Source organism: Spongiibacter pelagi, assembly GCF_014705705.1.
In the GTDB taxonomy this organism is placed as follows: domain Bacteria; phylum Pseudomonadota; class Gammaproteobacteria; order Pseudomonadales; family Spongiibacteraceae; genus Spongiibacter; species Spongiibacter pelagi.
Map to the genome: position 1 here is coordinate 314,579 of NZ_JACXLD010000002.1, position 16,283 is coordinate 330,861.

At 50.5% G+C, this 16,283-nt stretch carries 14 protein-coding genes; 2 read left to right on the forward strand and 12 right to left on the reverse strand.

Translation table 11 applies throughout. From position 1 onward, the window contains the following. Positions 1 to 245 precede the first annotated feature (245 nt). A complete protein-coding gene (locus IB286_RS05515; protein WP_190763306.1) occupies positions 246 to 1,055 on the reverse strand; it encodes a hypothetical protein in 810 nt (269 codons plus the stop codon). Between the two features lie 52 nt (positions 1,056 to 1,107). On the opposite strand from IB286_RS05515, the gene IB286_RS05520 reads away from it, so the two are divergent. Continuing rightward, on the forward strand, positions 1,108 to 1,899 hold the full coding sequence (locus tag IB286_RS05520) for an alpha/beta fold hydrolase (protein WP_190763308.1): 792 nt from the start codon (positions 1,108 to 1,110) through the stop codon (positions 1,897 to 1,899). Positions 1,900 to 1,923: 24 nt separating this feature from the next. On the opposite strand, the gene IB286_RS05525 is transcribed toward IB286_RS05520, so the two are convergent. The 4 genes from IB286_RS05525 to mutS all read right to left on the reverse strand — a co-directional run bounded on the left by IB286_RS05525 (position 1,924) and on the right by mutS (position 7,596). Beyond that, entirely contained in the window at positions 1,924 to 3,519 is a 1,596-nt protein-coding gene (locus tag IB286_RS05525) for a GMC family oxidoreductase (RefSeq protein WP_190763311.1), read from the reverse strand. A gap of 112 nt (positions 3,520 to 3,631) precedes the next feature. Then, the gene (gene rlmB, locus IB286_RS05530; protein ID WP_190763313.1) at positions 3,632 to 4,429 is read right to left on the reverse strand and encodes a 23S rRNA (guanosine(2251)-2'-O)-methyltransferase RlmB; all 798 of its coding nucleotides are present in this window, start codon (positions 4,427 to 4,429) and stop codon (positions 3,632 to 3,634) included. A gap of 109 nt (positions 4,430 to 4,538) precedes the next feature. Continuing rightward, a complete protein-coding gene (gene fdxA, locus IB286_RS05535) occupies positions 4,539 to 4,862 on the reverse strand; it encodes a ferredoxin FdxA (RefSeq protein WP_190763315.1) in 324 nt (107 codons plus the stop codon). Between the two features lie 148 nt (positions 4,863 to 5,010). Beyond that, positions 5,011 to 7,596, reverse strand: coding sequence for a DNA mismatch repair protein MutS (mutS, locus tag IB286_RS05540; protein ID WP_223826135.1), 2,586 nt, complete (start codon positions 7,594 to 7,596; stop codon positions 5,011 to 5,013). A 286-nt stretch (positions 7,597 to 7,882) separates the two neighbouring features. Here mutS and recA point away from each other — a divergent pair, with 286 nt between their 5' ends. Beyond that, positions 7,883 to 8,920, forward strand: coding sequence for a recombinase RecA (gene recA, locus IB286_RS05545; RefSeq protein ID WP_190763317.1), 1,038 nt, complete (start codon positions 7,883 to 7,885; stop codon positions 8,918 to 8,920). 116 nt (positions 8,921 to 9,036) lie between these two features. On the opposite strand, the gene IB286_RS05550 is transcribed toward recA, so the two are convergent. From IB286_RS05550 to IB286_RS05580, 7 genes are all read right to left on the reverse strand, one after another. Next, the gene (locus IB286_RS05550; RefSeq protein ID WP_190763319.1) at positions 9,037 to 10,203 is read right to left on the reverse strand and encodes a PilT/PilU family type 4a pilus ATPase; all 1,167 of its coding nucleotides are present in this window, start codon (positions 10,201 to 10,203) and stop codon (positions 9,037 to 9,039) included. 66 nt (positions 10,204 to 10,269) lie between these two features. Then, complete coding sequence (locus tag IB286_RS05555; RefSeq protein WP_190763321.1) at positions 10,270 to 12,186, reverse strand: hypothetical protein; 1,917 nt, start codon at positions 12,184 to 12,186, stop codon at positions 10,270 to 10,272. 77 nt (positions 12,187 to 12,263) lie between these two features. Further along, positions 12,264 to 12,536, reverse strand: coding sequence for a DUF3613 domain-containing protein (locus IB286_RS05560; RefSeq protein ID WP_190763323.1), 273 nt, complete (start codon positions 12,534 to 12,536; stop codon positions 12,264 to 12,266). Then, a complete protein-coding gene (locus tag IB286_RS05565; RefSeq protein WP_190763325.1) occupies positions 12,533 to 13,264 on the reverse strand; it encodes a tetratricopeptide repeat protein in 732 nt (243 codons plus the stop codon). The genes IB286_RS05560 and IB286_RS05565 overlap by 4 nt, the downstream gene beginning before the upstream one ends. A 12-nt stretch (positions 13,265 to 13,276) precedes the next feature. Then, positions 13,277 to 14,140 carry a type II secretion system F family protein gene (locus IB286_RS05570; RefSeq protein WP_190763327.1) on the reverse strand — a complete coding sequence of 288 codons (864 nt, stop codon included), beginning with the start codon at positions 14,138 to 14,140 and terminating at the stop codon, positions 13,277 to 13,279. Between the two features lie 6 nt (positions 14,141 to 14,146). Then, positions 14,147 to 15,007: a type II secretion system F family protein gene (locus IB286_RS05575; protein WP_190763330.1), complete on the reverse strand. Its 861-nt coding sequence runs from the start codon at positions 15,005 to 15,007 to the stop codon at positions 14,147 to 14,149. Further along, complete coding sequence (locus IB286_RS05580) at positions 15,004 to 16,278, reverse strand: CpaF family protein (RefSeq protein ID WP_190763332.1); 1,275 nt, start codon at positions 16,276 to 16,278, stop codon at positions 15,004 to 15,006. Before IB286_RS05580 ends, IB286_RS05575 begins: the two co-directional genes overlap by 4 nt. Positions 16,279 to 16,283: the final 5 nt, after the last annotated feature.

The following is a 16,283-nucleotide window of genomic DNA, read 5'->3' on the forward strand; positions in this document are numbered from 1 at the left end:
GTATTTACGAATCTCACCAGCTCTATGCCAAACCTGAGTAGTGGAAATGAACGGTGTGTCCCTCATTCGATTGTTTGATCTGATCAAAACCGGTATCTATACCGGTTGCGTGGCGATTTACAGAGCCTGATAAATCGTAATTCGTTGATTTGTCAGGCCTTTGTCTTTTTAGGGTGTTAGATTTAGCTCTGCTTCTGCCAAACCTATGATGCTTCCCTAACTAATAATGTTGGCAAATGCCAAAACTATGCTTCCTTCCCTATTTTTTCAGCCGTTTTTTCAGCAGGAGGAGCAGGGTAGCGATCCATTTTGATAAAAGGATGGAAAGCCAGTTGAATCCCTTCCTCAATATAGCTGGATTTGTTCAATATCTTGCTGCGGCGGACAAATCCCTTTTGCGATTTGCGGGTATCAATTCCGTAGAGGGTATCAATACCGCCCCGGCTGCTGAATATCGGCTGACCTTGGCGATCAAACATCGTCACCATCAGGCTGCCTGCCTTAATAATTTGTGACCAATTAAATTCAACCGACACCGAGGTGCTGCCGCCTTGGGTGGCCGGCTCCCGAGTGACGCCATACCAGCGGGCGTAGTGCTTCATACCACCGCTGTGTTGAACGTCATCTTCAATCAGGTCGGTAAATAAAATGACATCCCAGTCTTTTTGGCTTTGAAGTGCCTGCAGGGTCGCGGTCATAACTTTCTGCCAGCCCTCGCGGTTTACCCGGCCAGTGGTAGGGTCATAAAACTCGCCGTAGGTCAGCAAGGCTTGTTGCCAGGCATTGTTGAAGTGGTGTTGTGAAGCAATTTCAAAACCATTTTCACGCAGATAATCAGCCACCATGCCGTCGACCTTGTCGTCGGAGTCGCGCAGGATAGAGCGGGTGGGTTCGCCGGTGACATTGACGCTAGCCAGCAAAACACGCTTGATCGGCTGAGTTTTGGCGCTGTCGCTCATATAGTATTTGAACACAGTGGGGTTATAGGTGGTGCTGCTGCACGCGGTGAGCAAAAGCATGAAAAATAAAATAGAAAGTCGGGCAGAACGTTTCACTGGGGCACCTATTTGTTATATTGCGTCGGCATTCTAACAACCGGAGATGGGCATGAGAAGTGAACTGCGCCGTAACAGCGTCTTACTGCATAGCGAAATCAGTGGTGAGGGGCAATATCCCGTGGTGCTGTTACACGGCATGTTTGGCTCTGCCAGCAATCTGATTTCGGTCGCTCGTGCGCTGGAGCCGGACTTTAAGGTGATTCGGATGGATTTGCGAAATCAGGGAAAATCACCGCACCGCGATGCCATGACCATCTCACTGATGACCGACGATGTGATTCATACCTTGGATGAGCTGAATATTGCCCGCGCCCATTTTCTAGGCCACTCGCTCGGCGGCAAGGTGGCGATGGATTTGGCGGTGCGCTTTCCCGAGCGGGTTGCAAAAGTAGTCGTGGCCGATATCGCGCCGGTGCGTTATGGGCGTGGTCACGACGCGATTCTCGACGGTTTATTGGGCATGGATATGCAGGCGCTGCGCAGTCGGCAGCAAGCCGATGAAATCCTGGCCAAGAGTGTTCCCGAGTTGCCGATTCGTCAGTTTCTGCTCAAAAATCTGATGCGCGATGGCGATAGCTGGGCGTGGAAGATGAACTTAAGCGCCATTGCCGAGAATTATGACCACCTGCGCGATGCGCCGGATAGTGGCAATTTTGACGGCCCAATTCTGTTTATTCGCGGTGGCAGCTCAGGCTATATCCGCGAGGAAAATCGGGTGGGCATTATGCGCCAGTTTCCCGATGCCAGAATTGAAACCATTGCCGATGCCGGCCACTGGCTGCACGCCGAATATCCGCAGATTTTCAATGAAATGACACGTGGCTTCCTGTTAGAGGAATAGTTTTACCTTGTTAGCCGAGTAAAACTATTCTCCACCCAGAATAAAGTCTGCGCAGCGTTCGCCGATCAATACCGACGTGGCATTGGTATTACCAGAGGGAATGCTGGGCATAATGGACGCGTCGGCAACCCGTAAACCTTCAATGCCGTGCACCTTCAGACGGTCGCTAACGACTGCCATATCGTCATTGCCCATTTTGCAGGTGCCAACCGGGTGATAAACCGACTCCCCGGTGTTGCGAATAAACTCCAGCAATTCCTCATCGCTTTGAATATGCGCGCCGGGAACCAGCTCTTCGCGCCGAAACGCATCGAACACCGGTGCCTCAAAAATATCGCGGGTGCGTTTGACTGCAGCAATCATGCGTTGCTGATCTTCCTCTTCAGCCAGATAGTTATTGAGGAAGGCTGGATGGGTTTCAGGGGCCGCGCTGCGAATATGCACCCATCCTCGGCTTTTAGGGCGCAAATAGCAGACGGTCGCGGTGGTGCCCGGCACGGTTAGCATGCGCCCGTTTTCATCTTGATCACCCGCTGCCGGGGTGAAATGAATTTGCGCATCGGGGCGCTCTTGGGTTTCATCAGTTTTGAAAAACACCCCAACCTGTGAGGCCGGATGAGCCAACATGCCCTTGCCCTGAAAAAGGTATTTTCCAAGCTGTTTCATCATCGGAATGGGGCGAGAATCTTCATAGAAGGTTCGCAAACCGGCAAAGGCGCGCTGGGTGTTTACCGTGTAATGGTCGTGCAGGTTTTCGCCAACACCGGGCAGGTGGTGTACGGTTTTGATACCGTGGCGGCTCAATACGTCTTGCTGGCCAATGCCTGAAAGCTCTAACAACTGCGGTGAATTAATAGTGCCGCCGCAGAGAATGATTTCCCGCCGGCAGCGGGCAGTGATTTTTTGATTTCCTTTTTTGTACTGCAGGCCAATAACACGGCGGCCATCAAAGAGAATATGGCTGGCAAGCGCGTTAGTTTCGAGTTTTAAATTCGAGCGCTTTAATGCGGTTTTGAGATAAGTTCGCGCAGTGCTTTGGCGGCGTCCATTGCGAATATTGAGCTGGTAAAACCCCGCGCCTTCCTGTTGTTCGCCGTTGAAGTCCTCATTTCTGGGAATACCGCTTTGCGTTGCGGCCTCAATATACATATGGGCCATCTCGTAAATATCGCCGGGTTTGTCCACCCAGAGCTGGCCTCCACTGCCGTGATAGTCATTGGCGCCACACTGATACCATTCACTGCGCTTAAATAGAGGCAAAAGGTCGTTGTAGCCCCAGTCGCGGTTGCCCATGGCAGCCCAGTCGTCGTAGTCTTGACGCTGACCACGAATATACACCATGCCGTTGATCGAGCTGGAGCCGCCCAAGACTTTGCCGCGTGGCTGGTCGATGCGACGACCGTTCAAATGAGGTTCCGGCTCGGAGCTATAGCACCAAGAAAATTTAGGGTTTTTCATGGTGAAAGCGAAACCGAGAGGCATGGAGATTATCGGGTTGCTGTCTTTTCCGCCTGCTTCCAATAAAAGAATTTGATGCCTGCCATCGGCGCTGAGTTTTTCTGCCAGTGCACAGCCTGCTGAGCCTGCGCCCACAATAATAAAGTCGTAAAGGGTAGTCATCGAAAAGCTTAAAACCGCGTTGTTATTGTGGGGCTAACAATAAACGCGCGCCGCTTTTGATAATAGATAAATGAACGGCTGCTAGTGCAAATGGATGAGGTAGTGTGAACGTTTAGCCTTGCTGAAACTGTCCAGCAAAGGCCAGCAATGCAGCGGTCACGGCAACGTTAAGTGACTCCACGCCATTGGCCATTGGAATGGCCAGCATGTCAGTACACAGCTTGCTGACGTCTCGGCTAACGCCCTCGGTTTCATTGCCTAAAACAAACACGGCGGGTTTGTCACTTAAAGGTTGAAACAGCGAGGTCTTGGCGTGGGACGATAAACCATAAATGGCCATGCCGTTATCTTTTAATGCCGGTAGGGCCTCAGTGAGAGACTCACAATGGAAGATCGGCGCTTTGAATAATGTGCCGGCACTGGCTTTAATCACCAGTGGCGAGAGGGCGGCGCAGCCCTTGCGCGGTAGGATAACGCCAGCAATATTACTGGCCGCTGCCGAACGAATAATCATGCCCAGATTCTGCGGATTGTGAATGCCATCCAGCGCCAACAGGCGGGTGCCCGGTGCGACACTTTCTAGATTAAATTCACGGATGGGCCGATAAGTGGCTAATTCCAAATCTGCAGCAACGCCTTGATCCTGTTTGCCGTTTTTGGAAATACGCGACAGGCCTTGGCGGTCGTGCCAAGCTATTTCAATGCCTTGTTGTTCAGCGAGTTGGCAAATTTCATTGATAATTCCGTCGCGCTTATTGCTTTCCGCAAGATGCAGTTTGCTGCATTGCACCGAGGGCATTTGCAGTGCTTCCAATACCGGTTTGCGCCCGTAAATAGTGAGTTGACGTGCGAGCCGCTCTTTTTTGGCAAGGTATTCTTTGGAGTCGGAGCGGGGCGCAGTTTTTGACATGGCTTGGGGCTACTTGGGAATAGAAAGGCGCTAGCATAAAGAAAAAGCCGGAGCCTATAAACAAGAACCCCGCCATGGTGGCGGGGTTCTTGTGCAGCTAATCGGAAACTTAGCGTTCCAGATATTGCAGCTTGTCTGGCTTACCAGCCCACTCTTCGGCATCGGCAGGGGCTTCTTTCATCTCGGTGATGTTTGGCCACACTTCGGCCAGTTCAGCATTCAGCTCAAGGAATACTTGCTGATCTTCGGGCAGCTCGTCTTCAGAGAAGATGGCTTCTACCGGGCACTCCGGCTCACAGAGTGCACAGTCGATACACTCGTCGGGGTGAATAACCAAAAAGTTAGGGCCTTCGTAAAAGCAGTCTACCGGGCAAACTTCAACACAGTCCGTGTGCTTGCAACGGATACAGTTTTCACCAACAACAAAAGTCATTTATCGACGTCCCCTTATCTTTTGGAGTTTTTTTGCGAGGCCGCATTGTAACACCGCAGTTTTTTTTCGGTACAGCCTAAACCTTAAGAATAATTTAGCTTTGCCATATCGGGTTTTCCAATAATCCCATCGGCGTAGCCCCAATACTCTACTTTGCTTTGCTGGACTTAAGCTCTTGTTGTAGCTGATATAACAGTGTTTGCGCTTCTCGTGGGCTTAAATCATCGAGATCGGCGCTGCCCAGTGCATCAAAAATTGCCTGCTGCTCTGCTGACAGAGCGGGTGCGGCAAATAAGTCCGGCTGGCTGGTCGGTGCGCTGGCAACGGCGACCGCCTGATTTTCCAGTAGCTGTAATTTGCTGCGCGCGGCTTTTATAACGGAGTCGGGAATGCCGGCTAGTTTGGCCACTTGCAAGCCATAGCTGCGGTTGGCTGGGCCTGATTTTACTTGGTGCAGGAACACGATACTGTCTTGATATTCGCTCACGCCCAGATGCACATTGGCAGCGGTGGGGTGGTTTTCGGGCAGTACCGTAAGTTCAAAATAGTGGGTGGCGAACAGGGTAAAAGCACGCACCTTGTCGGCCAGTTCAATAGCGCTGGCCCAAGCGAGAGAGAGGCCGTCAAAGGTGCTGGTGCCGCGTCCGATTTCATCCATTAATACCAAGCTGCGCTCAGTAGCATTGTGCAAAATATTAGCGGTTTCGTTCATCTCCACCATAAATGTAGAGCGACCACCGGCAAGATCGTCCGATGAGCCAATACGGGTGAAAATCTGATCCATAATGCTCAGGCTAACCGCCTTGGCCGGTACAAAACTGCCGATATGGGCCAGCAATACAATCAGTGCAGTTTGGCGCATATAGGTCGATTTACCGCCCATATTGGGGCCGGTAATAATTAGGCAGCGGCGACCATTGTGAAGGTCGAGGTCATTGGCGATAAAGGGTTCATCTAATACTGATTCAACAACGGGATGACGGCCTTGCTCAATATTTAAACTGGGTTGGGTGGTGAATTGCGGTTGGCAAAACTCCAGTTGTACGGCGCGCTCGGCTAAGTTGCAGAGCACATCCAATTCACTGAGGGCGTGAGCGCAAAGCTGAAGGGCACCAAGTTGTTCATTTAAGGTTTCCAGCAGCGCTTCATAGAGCATTTTTTCACGCGCTAGCGCGCGGCTCTTGCTGCTCAGTGCTTTATCTTCAAAGGTTTTCAGTTCGGGGGTGATAAAGCGCTCCGCATTTTTCAATGTTTGGCGGCGCACATACTCCACCGGCGCTTGTGCGGCCTGAGCGCGGCTAATTTCAATGTAATAACCATGCACCCGGTTGTAGCCGACTTTGAGGGTGCTCAAGCCGGTTTTTTCGCGCTCGCGCTGCTCTAGCTCCAGCAGATAATCACCGGCATCACTGCTGAGGCTGCGCAGCTCATCCAGCTCGGCATCGTAACCCTCGGCAATAACACCGCCATCGCGAATCACCATCGGCGGGTTTTCGGTAATGGCGTTTTCGAGCAGTGCATCCAGCTCGGGAAATTCGCTGATATCACCGGCTAGGTTTTGTAGATGCGAAAATTCTAGGGGCCGCAATTGGGCTTGCAGGGCAGGTAGCCGGGCGAGTGAATGTTGCAGGCGAGATAAATCGCGGGGGCGAGCGGAGCGCAGGGCAACCCGAGACAGAATTCGCTCCAGATCACCAATGTGTTTCAGCTCATCGCGCAGTGTTTCAAAGCGGTAATTATCAATCAGTACCGCGATGCTGCTTTGGCGCCCATTGAGAATCTCCATGTCGCGCAGGGGGCGATGCAGCCAGCGCTTGAACAGGCGGCTGCCCATGGCGGTTTGGCAGCGGTCTAAAACCGAGGCGAGGGTGTTGCTGTCGCCGCCATTGAGGTTGATGTCCAATTCAAGATTGCGCCGGGTGGCGGCATCCATGGCGACCGCCTTGTCGCGGGATTCAAAATGAATACTGCGAATATGCGGCAGTTCGGTGCGCTGGGTATCTTTTACATAGAGGAGCAGGCAGCCGGCCGCAGCAATGGCAGCGGGCAGGCTGGCAATACCAAAACCGCTGAGATCTTGCACATTAAAGTGGCGACACAGGGCGCGTTCGGCGCTATCGAATTCAAAATCCCAAGGCGGGAGTTTGCGCAGCCCCGGCATTTTCGGTAACTCGGCAATCGACAACTCTTCTGAAATCAGGAGTTCGGCGGGGCGTAAGCGCTGTAGCTCGCTAATTAGCGCGGCTTCATTGGCAACTTCAAACACGCCAAAGCGCCCGGTGCTCATATCTAAAACGGCCAGACCAAATTGCTCTGCGTTTTGATTAACCGACACTAACAGCGTGTCGCGGCGCTCATCCAGTAAAGCCTCATCGCTGAGAGTACCGGGGGTCACGATACGGGCGACTTGGCGTTCTACGGGCCCTTTACTGGTGGCGGGATCGCCGATTTGCTCGCAAATCGCTACCGAAACCCCGAGCTTGACCAGTCGTGCTAGATAGCCCTCTACCGAATGGTAGGGCACACCGCACATAGGAATGGGTTCGCCGCCAGATTTGCCGCGAGCCGTAAGGGTAATATCCAGTAATTCTGCCGCCCGCTTAGCATCATCAAAAAACAGCTCGTAAAAATCGCCCATGCGATAAAACAGAAGCTCATGAGGATGTTGCGCCTTGATCTTCAGAAACTGCTGCATCATCGGCGTGTGATCGGAGAGGTTGGCGCTGGAATTCATCGACGGTATTGGCGTTGTAATGGCTTGCTGAACAAGCGAATTATTTTACGGAATGCACTGAGGTGCCGCCAGCAAGGGCTTGTTGTGCGGCTGCAAAAATAATTGGCAGTGGGCATTGACAAGCTCAAGCTGAATACTGATTATATATACAGTTGTTTGCGTGGTCGGGTTAACGGCCATCATCGTATCGCAAAGTGGACTAAAAGTACGCTAATAGCGCGAATGAAGTTTCACTTTTGTATTAGCGGTTTAAATTTTTCGACTTAATCAAAACGGGTGGGTAGACATGGATCCCAATAAGCAAAAAGCACTGGAATCGGCCTTAAGCCAAATTGAACGCCAATTTGGTAAAGGTTCTATCATGAAAATGGGCGAAAGCTCGCGTGAGATCATGCCTTCTGTGTCTACCGGCTCGCTGGGGCTGGATATTGCTTTGGGCATTGGCGGTCTGCCATACGGCCGTATTGTTGAGATCTACGGGCCGGAATCATCCGGTAAAACTACCCTGTGTCTGCAAGTGATGGCGGAAGCGCAAAAAGCGGGTAAGACCGTGGCTATCGTCGATGCGGAGCACGCACTCGACCCTCAATACGCTGAAAAACTGGGTGTTAACCTAGACGACCTGCTGGTTTCCCAGCCCGATACCGGTGAGCAAGCACTCGAAATTACCGACATGCTGGTGCGTTCAGGCTCGGTGGATGTCATCGTTATCGACTCCGTAGCCGCGCTAGTGCCCAAGGCTGAGATCGAAGGTGATATGGGTGACTCCCACGTTGGTCTCCAGGCGCGTTTGATGTCGCAAGCGCTGCGTAAATTGACCGGCAGCATCAAGCAAACCAATACCCTCGTTATCTTTATTAACCAGATTCGTATGAAGATCGGCGTGATGTTCGGCAACCCCGAAACTACCTCTGGCGGTAATGCGCTGAAGTTCTATGCCTCTGTGCGTATGGATATTCGCCGTACCGGCTCGGTGAAAGAGGGCGACGAAGTCGTTGGTAACGAAACCCGCGTAAAAGTGGTGAAGAACAAGGTTGCACCGCCGTTTAAACAAGCTGAATTCCAAATTATGTACGGCCAAGGTATTTACCATATGGGTGAGGTTATCGACCTCGGCGTGAAGCTGGGGCTGGTTGATAAATCTGGTGCTTGGTATGCGTATAAAGGCGATAAGATTGGCCAAGGTAAGGCGAATGCATCTAAATATCTAGGTGAGAATCCAGCAATCGCAGCCGAGATTGAGGCGGCCATTCGCGACCAGTTGCTGCCTAAGCCAACGCAAAAAAATGCGAAGGTGGAAGAGCTGGAAGCGGCTGAAGAGTAATAAGTGTAAGAGTAATAGGCTTCAGCGTGACAGAAAGCCAGTAGTAAAAAGCCCTGCAATGCAGGGCTTTTTGTTTTTTTGGGGAAAGGGCAAAGGGATTGCACTTTCGCCGCTATTTAGATTTCCTGCTCGTCGCCTTCATCCTCGATTTGCAGGCTCAATTCCATTTTCTTTGGCGTGGTTTCTTCAACTTCTACATCATCGGCATCAGCAGGAATCCCTCGACTGCTATGCAGCTTAATTCGCAAGCGCAAATTGTTCGCAGAGTCGGCATTTTTGATTGCTTCCTTGAACGAGATGCGGCCGTCTTCATAGAGTTTGTACAGCGCCGCGTCAAAGGTCTGCATACCAAGGTTTTCTGACTTGGACATGATTTCCTTAATCGACTCAACTTCGCCTTTATGAATCGCCTGAGCCACGGTGGGAGTGCCCAACAGAATCTCAATCGCCGCACAGCGTTTACCTTCAACGGTGGGCACCAGTCGCTGGGAAACAAAACATTTTAGGTTGAGCGACAAGTCCAGCAGCAACTGATTGCGGCGCTCTTCGGGGAAGAAGTTAATAATACGGTCGAGCGCCTGGTTGGCATTATTGGCGTGCAGGGTAGAGATACATAAGTGGCCGGTTTCAGCAAAGGCAATCGCGTGCTCCATGGTTTCACGGTCACGAATCTCACCAATCAGAATCACATCCGGTGCTTGGCGCAGGGTGTTTTTTAGCGCCTGTTCATAGCTGCGGGTATCCACTCCAACTTCACGCTGATTAATGATGCAGCGCTTATGGCGGTGAATAAACTCAACCGGATCTTCAATAGTGATGATATGACCGCTGCTATTGCTGTTGCGGTGATCAATCAGCGCCGCGAGAGAGGTGGACTTACCCGAACCGGTTGCACCCACAAACAAAACCAGACCGTTTTTGGTCATGATCACGTCTTTCAGAATCGGAGGCAGCCCGAGGTCATCAACTTTAGGGATCTCGGTAACAATATTCCGGGCGACAATAGAAAGCTCGTTGCGCTGGCGGAAAATATTCACCCGGAAACGACCGATATTGGGAATGCTATACGCCAGATTCATTTCCAGCTCAGCTTCAAATTCCTTGATCTGCTCCCCGTCCATCAGCTTATAGGCGATATCTTTAATCTCACCGGGGCCAAGTGGTTCCTTCTCCAGCGGTTTCAGCTTGCCGTGAAATTTGGCACAGGGCGGAGCGCCGGTACTCAGGTAAAGATCTGAGCCTGAGTTTTTAGCAAGGATGGTTAGGTATTCGTCAAAGGTCATTGATACTACTCAGAAAAAAGTAACCGGTAGTGTAGCCGCTTAGGGAGATGTTGGTAGTGATACAGCTCACTGAATGAGTCGGGCGGTGCTGCTTTGACAGGTAAGTGCGCCACCAATTTCAGTTTGAACAAGACCGACACCGAGCGTAGTTAATAGCTCGTCAACAATACTTTGGGCAAGAATGTCGAGAACGCCACCGTCACCAGCTACGGTTGTTAATAATGCGTCAACTACACTATCTAATAAGGAAAGGGTACCGCTCAAAGTTGCACCCAAAGTTCCTGCTTCTGAGCTGGAATAAGGAATTATTTCAATATCGCTTGGAGATAACACGTCGCCAAGGCTAATCCCTGATGTTTCTCGATATTCGAAGCCGTCCCCAACGTTGGGTAGGTCTGGGCTGGAAAGTGGTGGGGATAGTAGTTGGGTACTTGTGTCCGTCACAGAATTATTGTTGCTGAGGCGTAAACCTAATCCCGCAATAACATAGCGTTTGGCGGTTGATTTAGCATCGGTTACAAAACTGCCGTTGTCCTGTTCCCATTGCTCATCTGAACAGCTTCCCAAGCCAAGGATTAATACGCAGCTTCTCGGGCGAACTTTGCGGTAACCAATTTCAGCGATCGGGTATGGTTCCACATCAATATCATTATTCGAAAAGACTTGGTCTTCATCCATCACACCAATATTGATTTTGAGAAGGTTGGCTGTATAGGCTACATCGAGTTCCCGGGTTTCTTCACAAAGGTAAGCTGGGCTGCTTATTAAGGTTCCCGTACTAGCTTGCGCGGTGCCACCCTCAATGCTGATTTGTAGGGGTTGAGAAACGGCTTCTACATAAGCTGCATTTCTTTGAGGGCAGTTCCCGTTGCAGACAGTAAGTAAAAATTCAAATATGTCAGTAAGTAAATTACCAACGCTGCCAATGAGATTGAGGCCGCCAAAGCCGGCGGTATCCAAAAAATTTACGATAGGAGTTAAAAGTGGAGAAAGTGCATCTGTAATACCAGTAGTGAGTCCGCTGACGCCGCCTAAATCAACAGTGGCTAAGGCTCTTATTTGTCCAGAACGCACAGAAATGTCGTCTTCATTGGGGTTGCCGATTGCAGAGATTTGCGCAGGTTCGATAACCGTAGTTTTAACGGAAACAGTGGCGACGCCTGGGATACCTACAACGGGTAAATCAATATCTGCAACGTGATCCCCGCTGGCTAATTGAATACTGCCCTGAACCAGTTGTAGTAAATCAATCGTGGTATCAAGAACAGCTCTTGGTGTATTAGGTGAGATGGTAAGAAGCTCTCCTAAGGTAATATCTGAGAACGGTACTGATGCCAAGGGAATTTCATTAAGTAGCAGCGTTAAGCTATCGGCCGCATCTCCGGGAGGGAGAACATCTAGTGCGATAGTGAGCAAGTCGAGTAGAGAGATTTCTGTGCCAAGCACGCTGTTGTAATCTGCAACGCCCAACTCGACCTGTAATAAATCTAAAAAGTCGAGTAAGTTCAGCCCGACATTGACAAGATTATCCCCGCCAATGACAACAGAGTCGTCGGGCGCACCAAGTAAATTAAGTAAGACGCCATCTTCAACGGTAGCGATATTGGGCTTGATGGAAAGCTGGGCGCGGGGCTCACATGATTTGGCGGTCGCGGTGGTGACCAATACCAAGCTTTCTTTGTCGAGGCTCATAACACGCTCGAACAAAGAGGGAGTGGTGGTTTGGCGAACAATGACTTGGACGGTATTTTCTCCGCTCAGATTCGCTTCTACTACGGTATTACCGTCATCCAAGCCGGGGAAGTAATTGCGATCTAGGGCTTCGGTTGCAGCTGTTTGAACAACGGTGCTATTGTCCCGGCAATATCGCAATGCCGCTTCAAGCGCAGCAATATCAGTATTTTTCTGCTGGCTGCGCTTTTCAAAATACAATCTGCCGGTATCCGTCGCCAAGGCCATAAATGCCACTACGGTTGTGAGCATAACCGCCGCCATAATGGCGGTTATGCCACGCTGTTGATGGCGATTAGATTGGCTGGGAAGGCGACGGAGCTGCATTGCTATTCACTCGCAGTAAAGTTGTCTCCGGTAAAGCGTTCGGGGATTGGGCTATCAAAACTATCGACATAGCGGGTATAAACTTTAGTGCGCGTTTGGCCGTCCAGATGTTGCTCTTCTTTACTTTCCTGTTTGCCTGAGCGCTGTAATTCCATTAATTGTGCAACCCGGGTATTGGGGCGCTCGCTCTGGTAGCCGCTGTCTTTACCATCTTGGGCATAGACTGTGGGGGCTAGCAACAGACTGGATAATATTAGTAAGGCTGAAGCTCTCATAATGTTGGCTCCTGAGTACTTTTCTGGCGATTAGCCAGAGCCGGTTTTTTGAAATTTTTGGCTTGATCCAGAAGCGAATACCATTCTTCCGCTTCGATATGATGGGTCTTTGCCATGCGTTTTGCGGTGCCCACATCTTGATCCAGAATCAGACTCACCACCATATTGCGTATTGCAACTGAATGGCCGGGAGCTAGTTCAAGTGTAGTCAGAAATTCTCTTTGTGCACCGCGAAAGTCGCCGTAGGCCAGTAGAATAAAACCAAAGTCATTGCGAATATCCGCATTAGCGGGGGCTTGCTGGCGAGCTTTTAGCATATGCAGGCGCGCTTGGTTGATATCTCCGCGAGTGGCCAATATTTTTGCCATGCCGGCATGACCATCGGCAACTAAACAAGTCATGCTGAGTTCCCGGTAGCTATCGAAGGCGGCATCGAGTTGACCGGTATGGCGCTGGGCATCACCGCGCAGTTTTAATACGCGAGGATAGTTAATCGCTTTTTCCAGATAGGCGAGGGCGGCGTAATATTGTTTTTGATTGACCTGATTCTCGATGAGATCAAGCTTGATATTGTCAGCTTTGGCCAGCGGTATGCCGCAGTTATTTTGCATGGCGATAGAATCGTCTTGTGCACGGCTTGAGGCGCAGGCAAAGAGACCGAGGCTGAAGCACAGTAAACCCAGCTTTTGGATGACGTTTTTGTGTGTGTCTAAAGTATTGCGCATCATCTGTGTGCCTAATTAATTGCCGGTTAAAGACTGTGAAATGGTTAAAAATGCTGGACCTGCAACGACGATTAATAGTGCAGGAAACAGGAACGCCATCATGACCAATGACATTTTCCCCGACATTTTATTAACGGCTTCCATCAGTTCTAGGCGGCGGCGGTTTTGCAGTAATTTGTACAGTTCATCAAGGGCTTTATCGATACTGCCGCCGGTAATCGACTGTTGACGAATCACAACCAGATATTCTTTAAAACCTTCAGCGCTGGTGCTGTTAAGAAGCTCGTACAAGGCTTCTTCTTGGCTTTGGCCTGCTTCTATTTTGTTTACCGCCAATTGCAGTTCTTGTGAACAAGTGGGGGCCAGTTCACGAAGCTGGTCACACATAATCGCAAGAGTTTTGGGCAGAGAAAGACCCACCCGCCAAAGCATCCGCGTTGTCTGTACTAACATTAAGGTTTCTTGGTCGAGCTTGTCCTGCCGGTCATCGGCCATTTTTTTCAGTAAAGCGTAAGACAGGTAAGCAAAGCCAAAAATGCCCGCAGTAATAATGATCAGGATGGTCGTCGACGGTACATTGATAAAATAGGAATAAACCGCTAGGCCAAGTGTTACAACGATAATCGCAATTAACGTCAGAGTAATGGCATTGACCTGTTGATCGGAATTAAACAGGCCTGCGCGACGCAGTAATTGTGAAAGCGAAGCGATATGGGTGTTTTCTTCACGTAGCTGTCGCCAGATATCTTTTGAAGACGATCCGAATTGCTCCTCCCGCTCATCGGGAGCACTTTCTGCATGGGCAAAGGCCAGCAGTAATACCGGTGCGGTACACAGGATTAAGGCGCCAATAATATAAAAGAAGTGATATGTTTCCATCCCTGTTTATCCTATCGCCTTAACCATACGCCACAGAATAAGAACGCCTGTGACTTGCATTCCCACCGCAAGAAATAACATTTGCTGGCCGCCAGCATTGTTCCACATATTAGTGAGAAACTCGGGGTTGTCAGCGAAAGTATAAGCAGCAATGCCGGGTGGCATTAGGGCGAGAACCAAGGCGGTAAATCGGGTTTCGCCCGTCATGGCGGCAAGCTCGCGGCGGCCACTGTCCTGCATACGCAGAATATCGACAATATCATCAAGAATATTGCGGATGCTGCCGCCGTATTGTTCGTTTATCCGTAGGGCAGTGGCAAGCATGTCAAATTCATTAATCTTGTTCATGCGCGCTTCACGTTCAAAAGCCTGATGCAGGTCAAAGCCCAAATGTACCCGGCGCACTACTCGGCGCATAACTGTGCCTAATGGAGCCTCCAAAGTTTCCACTGAATCAGCAAAGGCATTCTCGACGCTGGTGCCGGCACTTAAGCGACGGGTCACCTGATTGATGAATGAAGGCAGTTGCTCTAGCATTTTTGCGCGGCGATTATTGCCGGTAACTTTGACTAAAAGTATAGCTGTCGCAAGAATGCCAACGAAGGCCATTGCTGCCAGCTTCAGAGGAAGGAGGATAAAACTAAGTGCAATACTGGCCACAATCAAAGCCAGTGAGGCATTTACGATCAGCGCCGGAAGTTCAACTCCATTTTCAGCGAGATACTCCACAATTGCCGCAGGGGCTTTGCCGTTTTTCTCTCGAGTAATGACGTCGTCAGGCTGGGTGTTATCTGATTCGTCCTGAAATAAAACGACCAGAACAAATCCGAGACCAGCGAGCAACAGGGCCGCGGCGATCCAGATCATTCCAGCGGGCCTCTCTGTCCCAGTGTGGGTGTTTCAAGAAACGCAGGAGGCTCATTTAAGGTATCAACCCGAACCAGAATGTTGCGGTCATCGTCGTAGCTGAAAATATCTTTAAGTGAGACTTCGCCTTTAATGACTTGCAGCTCTGAAATTTGAATAACTCGGCGCTTGCCATCGGCGCGACGGCCTATGTGCACAATCATGTCTAGGGCGCTGCCGATCATTTTCATAATCAGCTCAGCCGACCCTTTAAACCCGGAAACCCCGACCATCATCTCTAAGCGGGTCAACGCATCTTTCGCCGAGTTGGCGTGCACGGTACTCATAGAGCCTGAGTGACCAGTATTCATGGCTTGCAGCATATCTAAAACTTCGCCGCCACGGCTTTCACCGACGATGATGCGATCGGGGCGCATCCGCAGGGAGTTTTTAACCAATTCAGTGGCTGATATTTGGCCGACCCCTTCGTTGTTGGCGGGGCGGGTTTCAAGGCGCACCACATGACCACTGCGCAGCTGCAGCTCAGCCGCGTCCTCTATGGTCACCACCCGCTCAGTTTTGGGAATATATTGACTAAGAATATTAAGCAGCGTTGTTTTACCGGAACCGGTTGCACCGCTAATCAGTAGATTGGTTTTACGAACGACTTTATCGGTCAGATAATCGAGGGCTTCCTGAGTTAGGGAGCCACTAGCGATCAACTCTTCTGCGCGCAAAGGATCTTTGCGAAATTTACGAATCGACAGGCAGGGACCGTCGAGAGCCAGCGGCGGTACAATGGCATTAATCCGGCTGCCGTCTTCCAGGCGGCCATCAACGATGGGGCTGGATTCATCGATCCGGCGACCCAGCGGAGAAATCATCCGGCGAATAACCCGCAGCACATGGCGATTATCAAGGAAGCGGATATTGGCTTTTTCCAACACACCGCTGCGCTCAACATAAATACTGCGGGGGCCGTTAATCAGGATGTCGTTGATTGTGGGATCTTCGAGTAAATCCTGTAGCGGGCCGTAACCGACAATTTCATCGAGCAGTTGTTTTTCTAGGGCGAGAAATTGTTCGCGGCCTAAATTAACCTCGTAAATGCGGCAATACTGGCGCATATAAGAGGTGATGGCTTCCTCTAATTTGCGCTGATTATCGTCGTAAATAATTTTGTCGTCTTCGATGCGATCGATAACAAACTGGTGCAGCGCCGCCTTGAGCGATTCGTGCTCATCGGAAGCTGGGACAATATTCTCCGGCGCTCTTCGATCGATCAGTCTCATTTCAG

Excerpts from the sequence above, each read along its gene's own strand:
- IB286_RS05525 (WP_190763311.1), bottom strand. The coding sequence starts at position 3,519 with ATGACTACCCTTTACGACTTTATTATTGTGGGCGCAGGCTCAGCAGGC.
- IB286_RS05555 (WP_190763321.1), bottom strand. The coding sequence starts at position 12,186 with ATGCTCACAACCGTAGTGGCATTTATGGCCTTGGCGACGGATACCGGC.
- IB286_RS05560 (WP_190763323.1), bottom strand. The coding sequence starts at position 12,536 with ATGAGAGCTTCAGCCTTACTAATATTATCCAGTCTGTTGCTAGCCCCC.
- fdxA (WP_190763315.1), bottom strand. The coding sequence starts at position 4,862 with ATGACTTTTGTTGTTGGTGAAAACTGTATCCGTTGCAAGCACACGGAC.
- IB286_RS05575 (WP_190763330.1), bottom strand. The coding sequence starts at position 15,007 with ATGATCTGGATCGCCGCGGCCCTGTTGCTCGCTGGTCTCGGATTTGTT.
- IB286_RS05565 (WP_190763325.1), bottom strand. The coding sequence starts at position 13,264 with ATGATGCGCAATACTTTAGACACACACAAAAACGTCATCCAAAAGCTG.
- IB286_RS05570 (WP_190763327.1), bottom strand. The coding sequence starts at position 14,140 with ATGGAAACATATCACTTCTTTTATATTATTGGCGCCTTAATCCTGTGT.
- rlmB (WP_190763313.1), bottom strand. The coding sequence starts at position 4,429 with ATGTCAAAAACTGCGCCCCGCTCCGACTCCAAAGAATACCTTGCCAAA.
- IB286_RS05550 (WP_190763319.1), bottom strand. The coding sequence starts at position 10,203 with ATGACCTTTGACGAATACCTAACCATCCTTGCTAAAAACTCAGGCTCA.
- mutS (WP_223826135.1), bottom strand. The coding sequence starts at position 7,596 with ATGAATTCCAGCGCCAACCTCTCCGATCACACGCCGATGATGCAGCAG.
- IB286_RS05520 (WP_190763308.1), top strand. The coding sequence starts at position 1,108 with ATGAGAAGTGAACTGCGCCGTAACAGCGTCTTACTGCATAGCGAAATC.
- recA (WP_190763317.1), top strand. The coding sequence starts at position 7,883 with ATGGATCCCAATAAGCAAAAAGCACTGGAATCGGCCTTAAGCCAAATT.
- IB286_RS05580 (WP_190763332.1), bottom strand. The coding sequence starts at position 16,278 with ATGAGACTGATCGATCGAAGAGCGCCGGAGAATATTGTCCCAGCTTCC.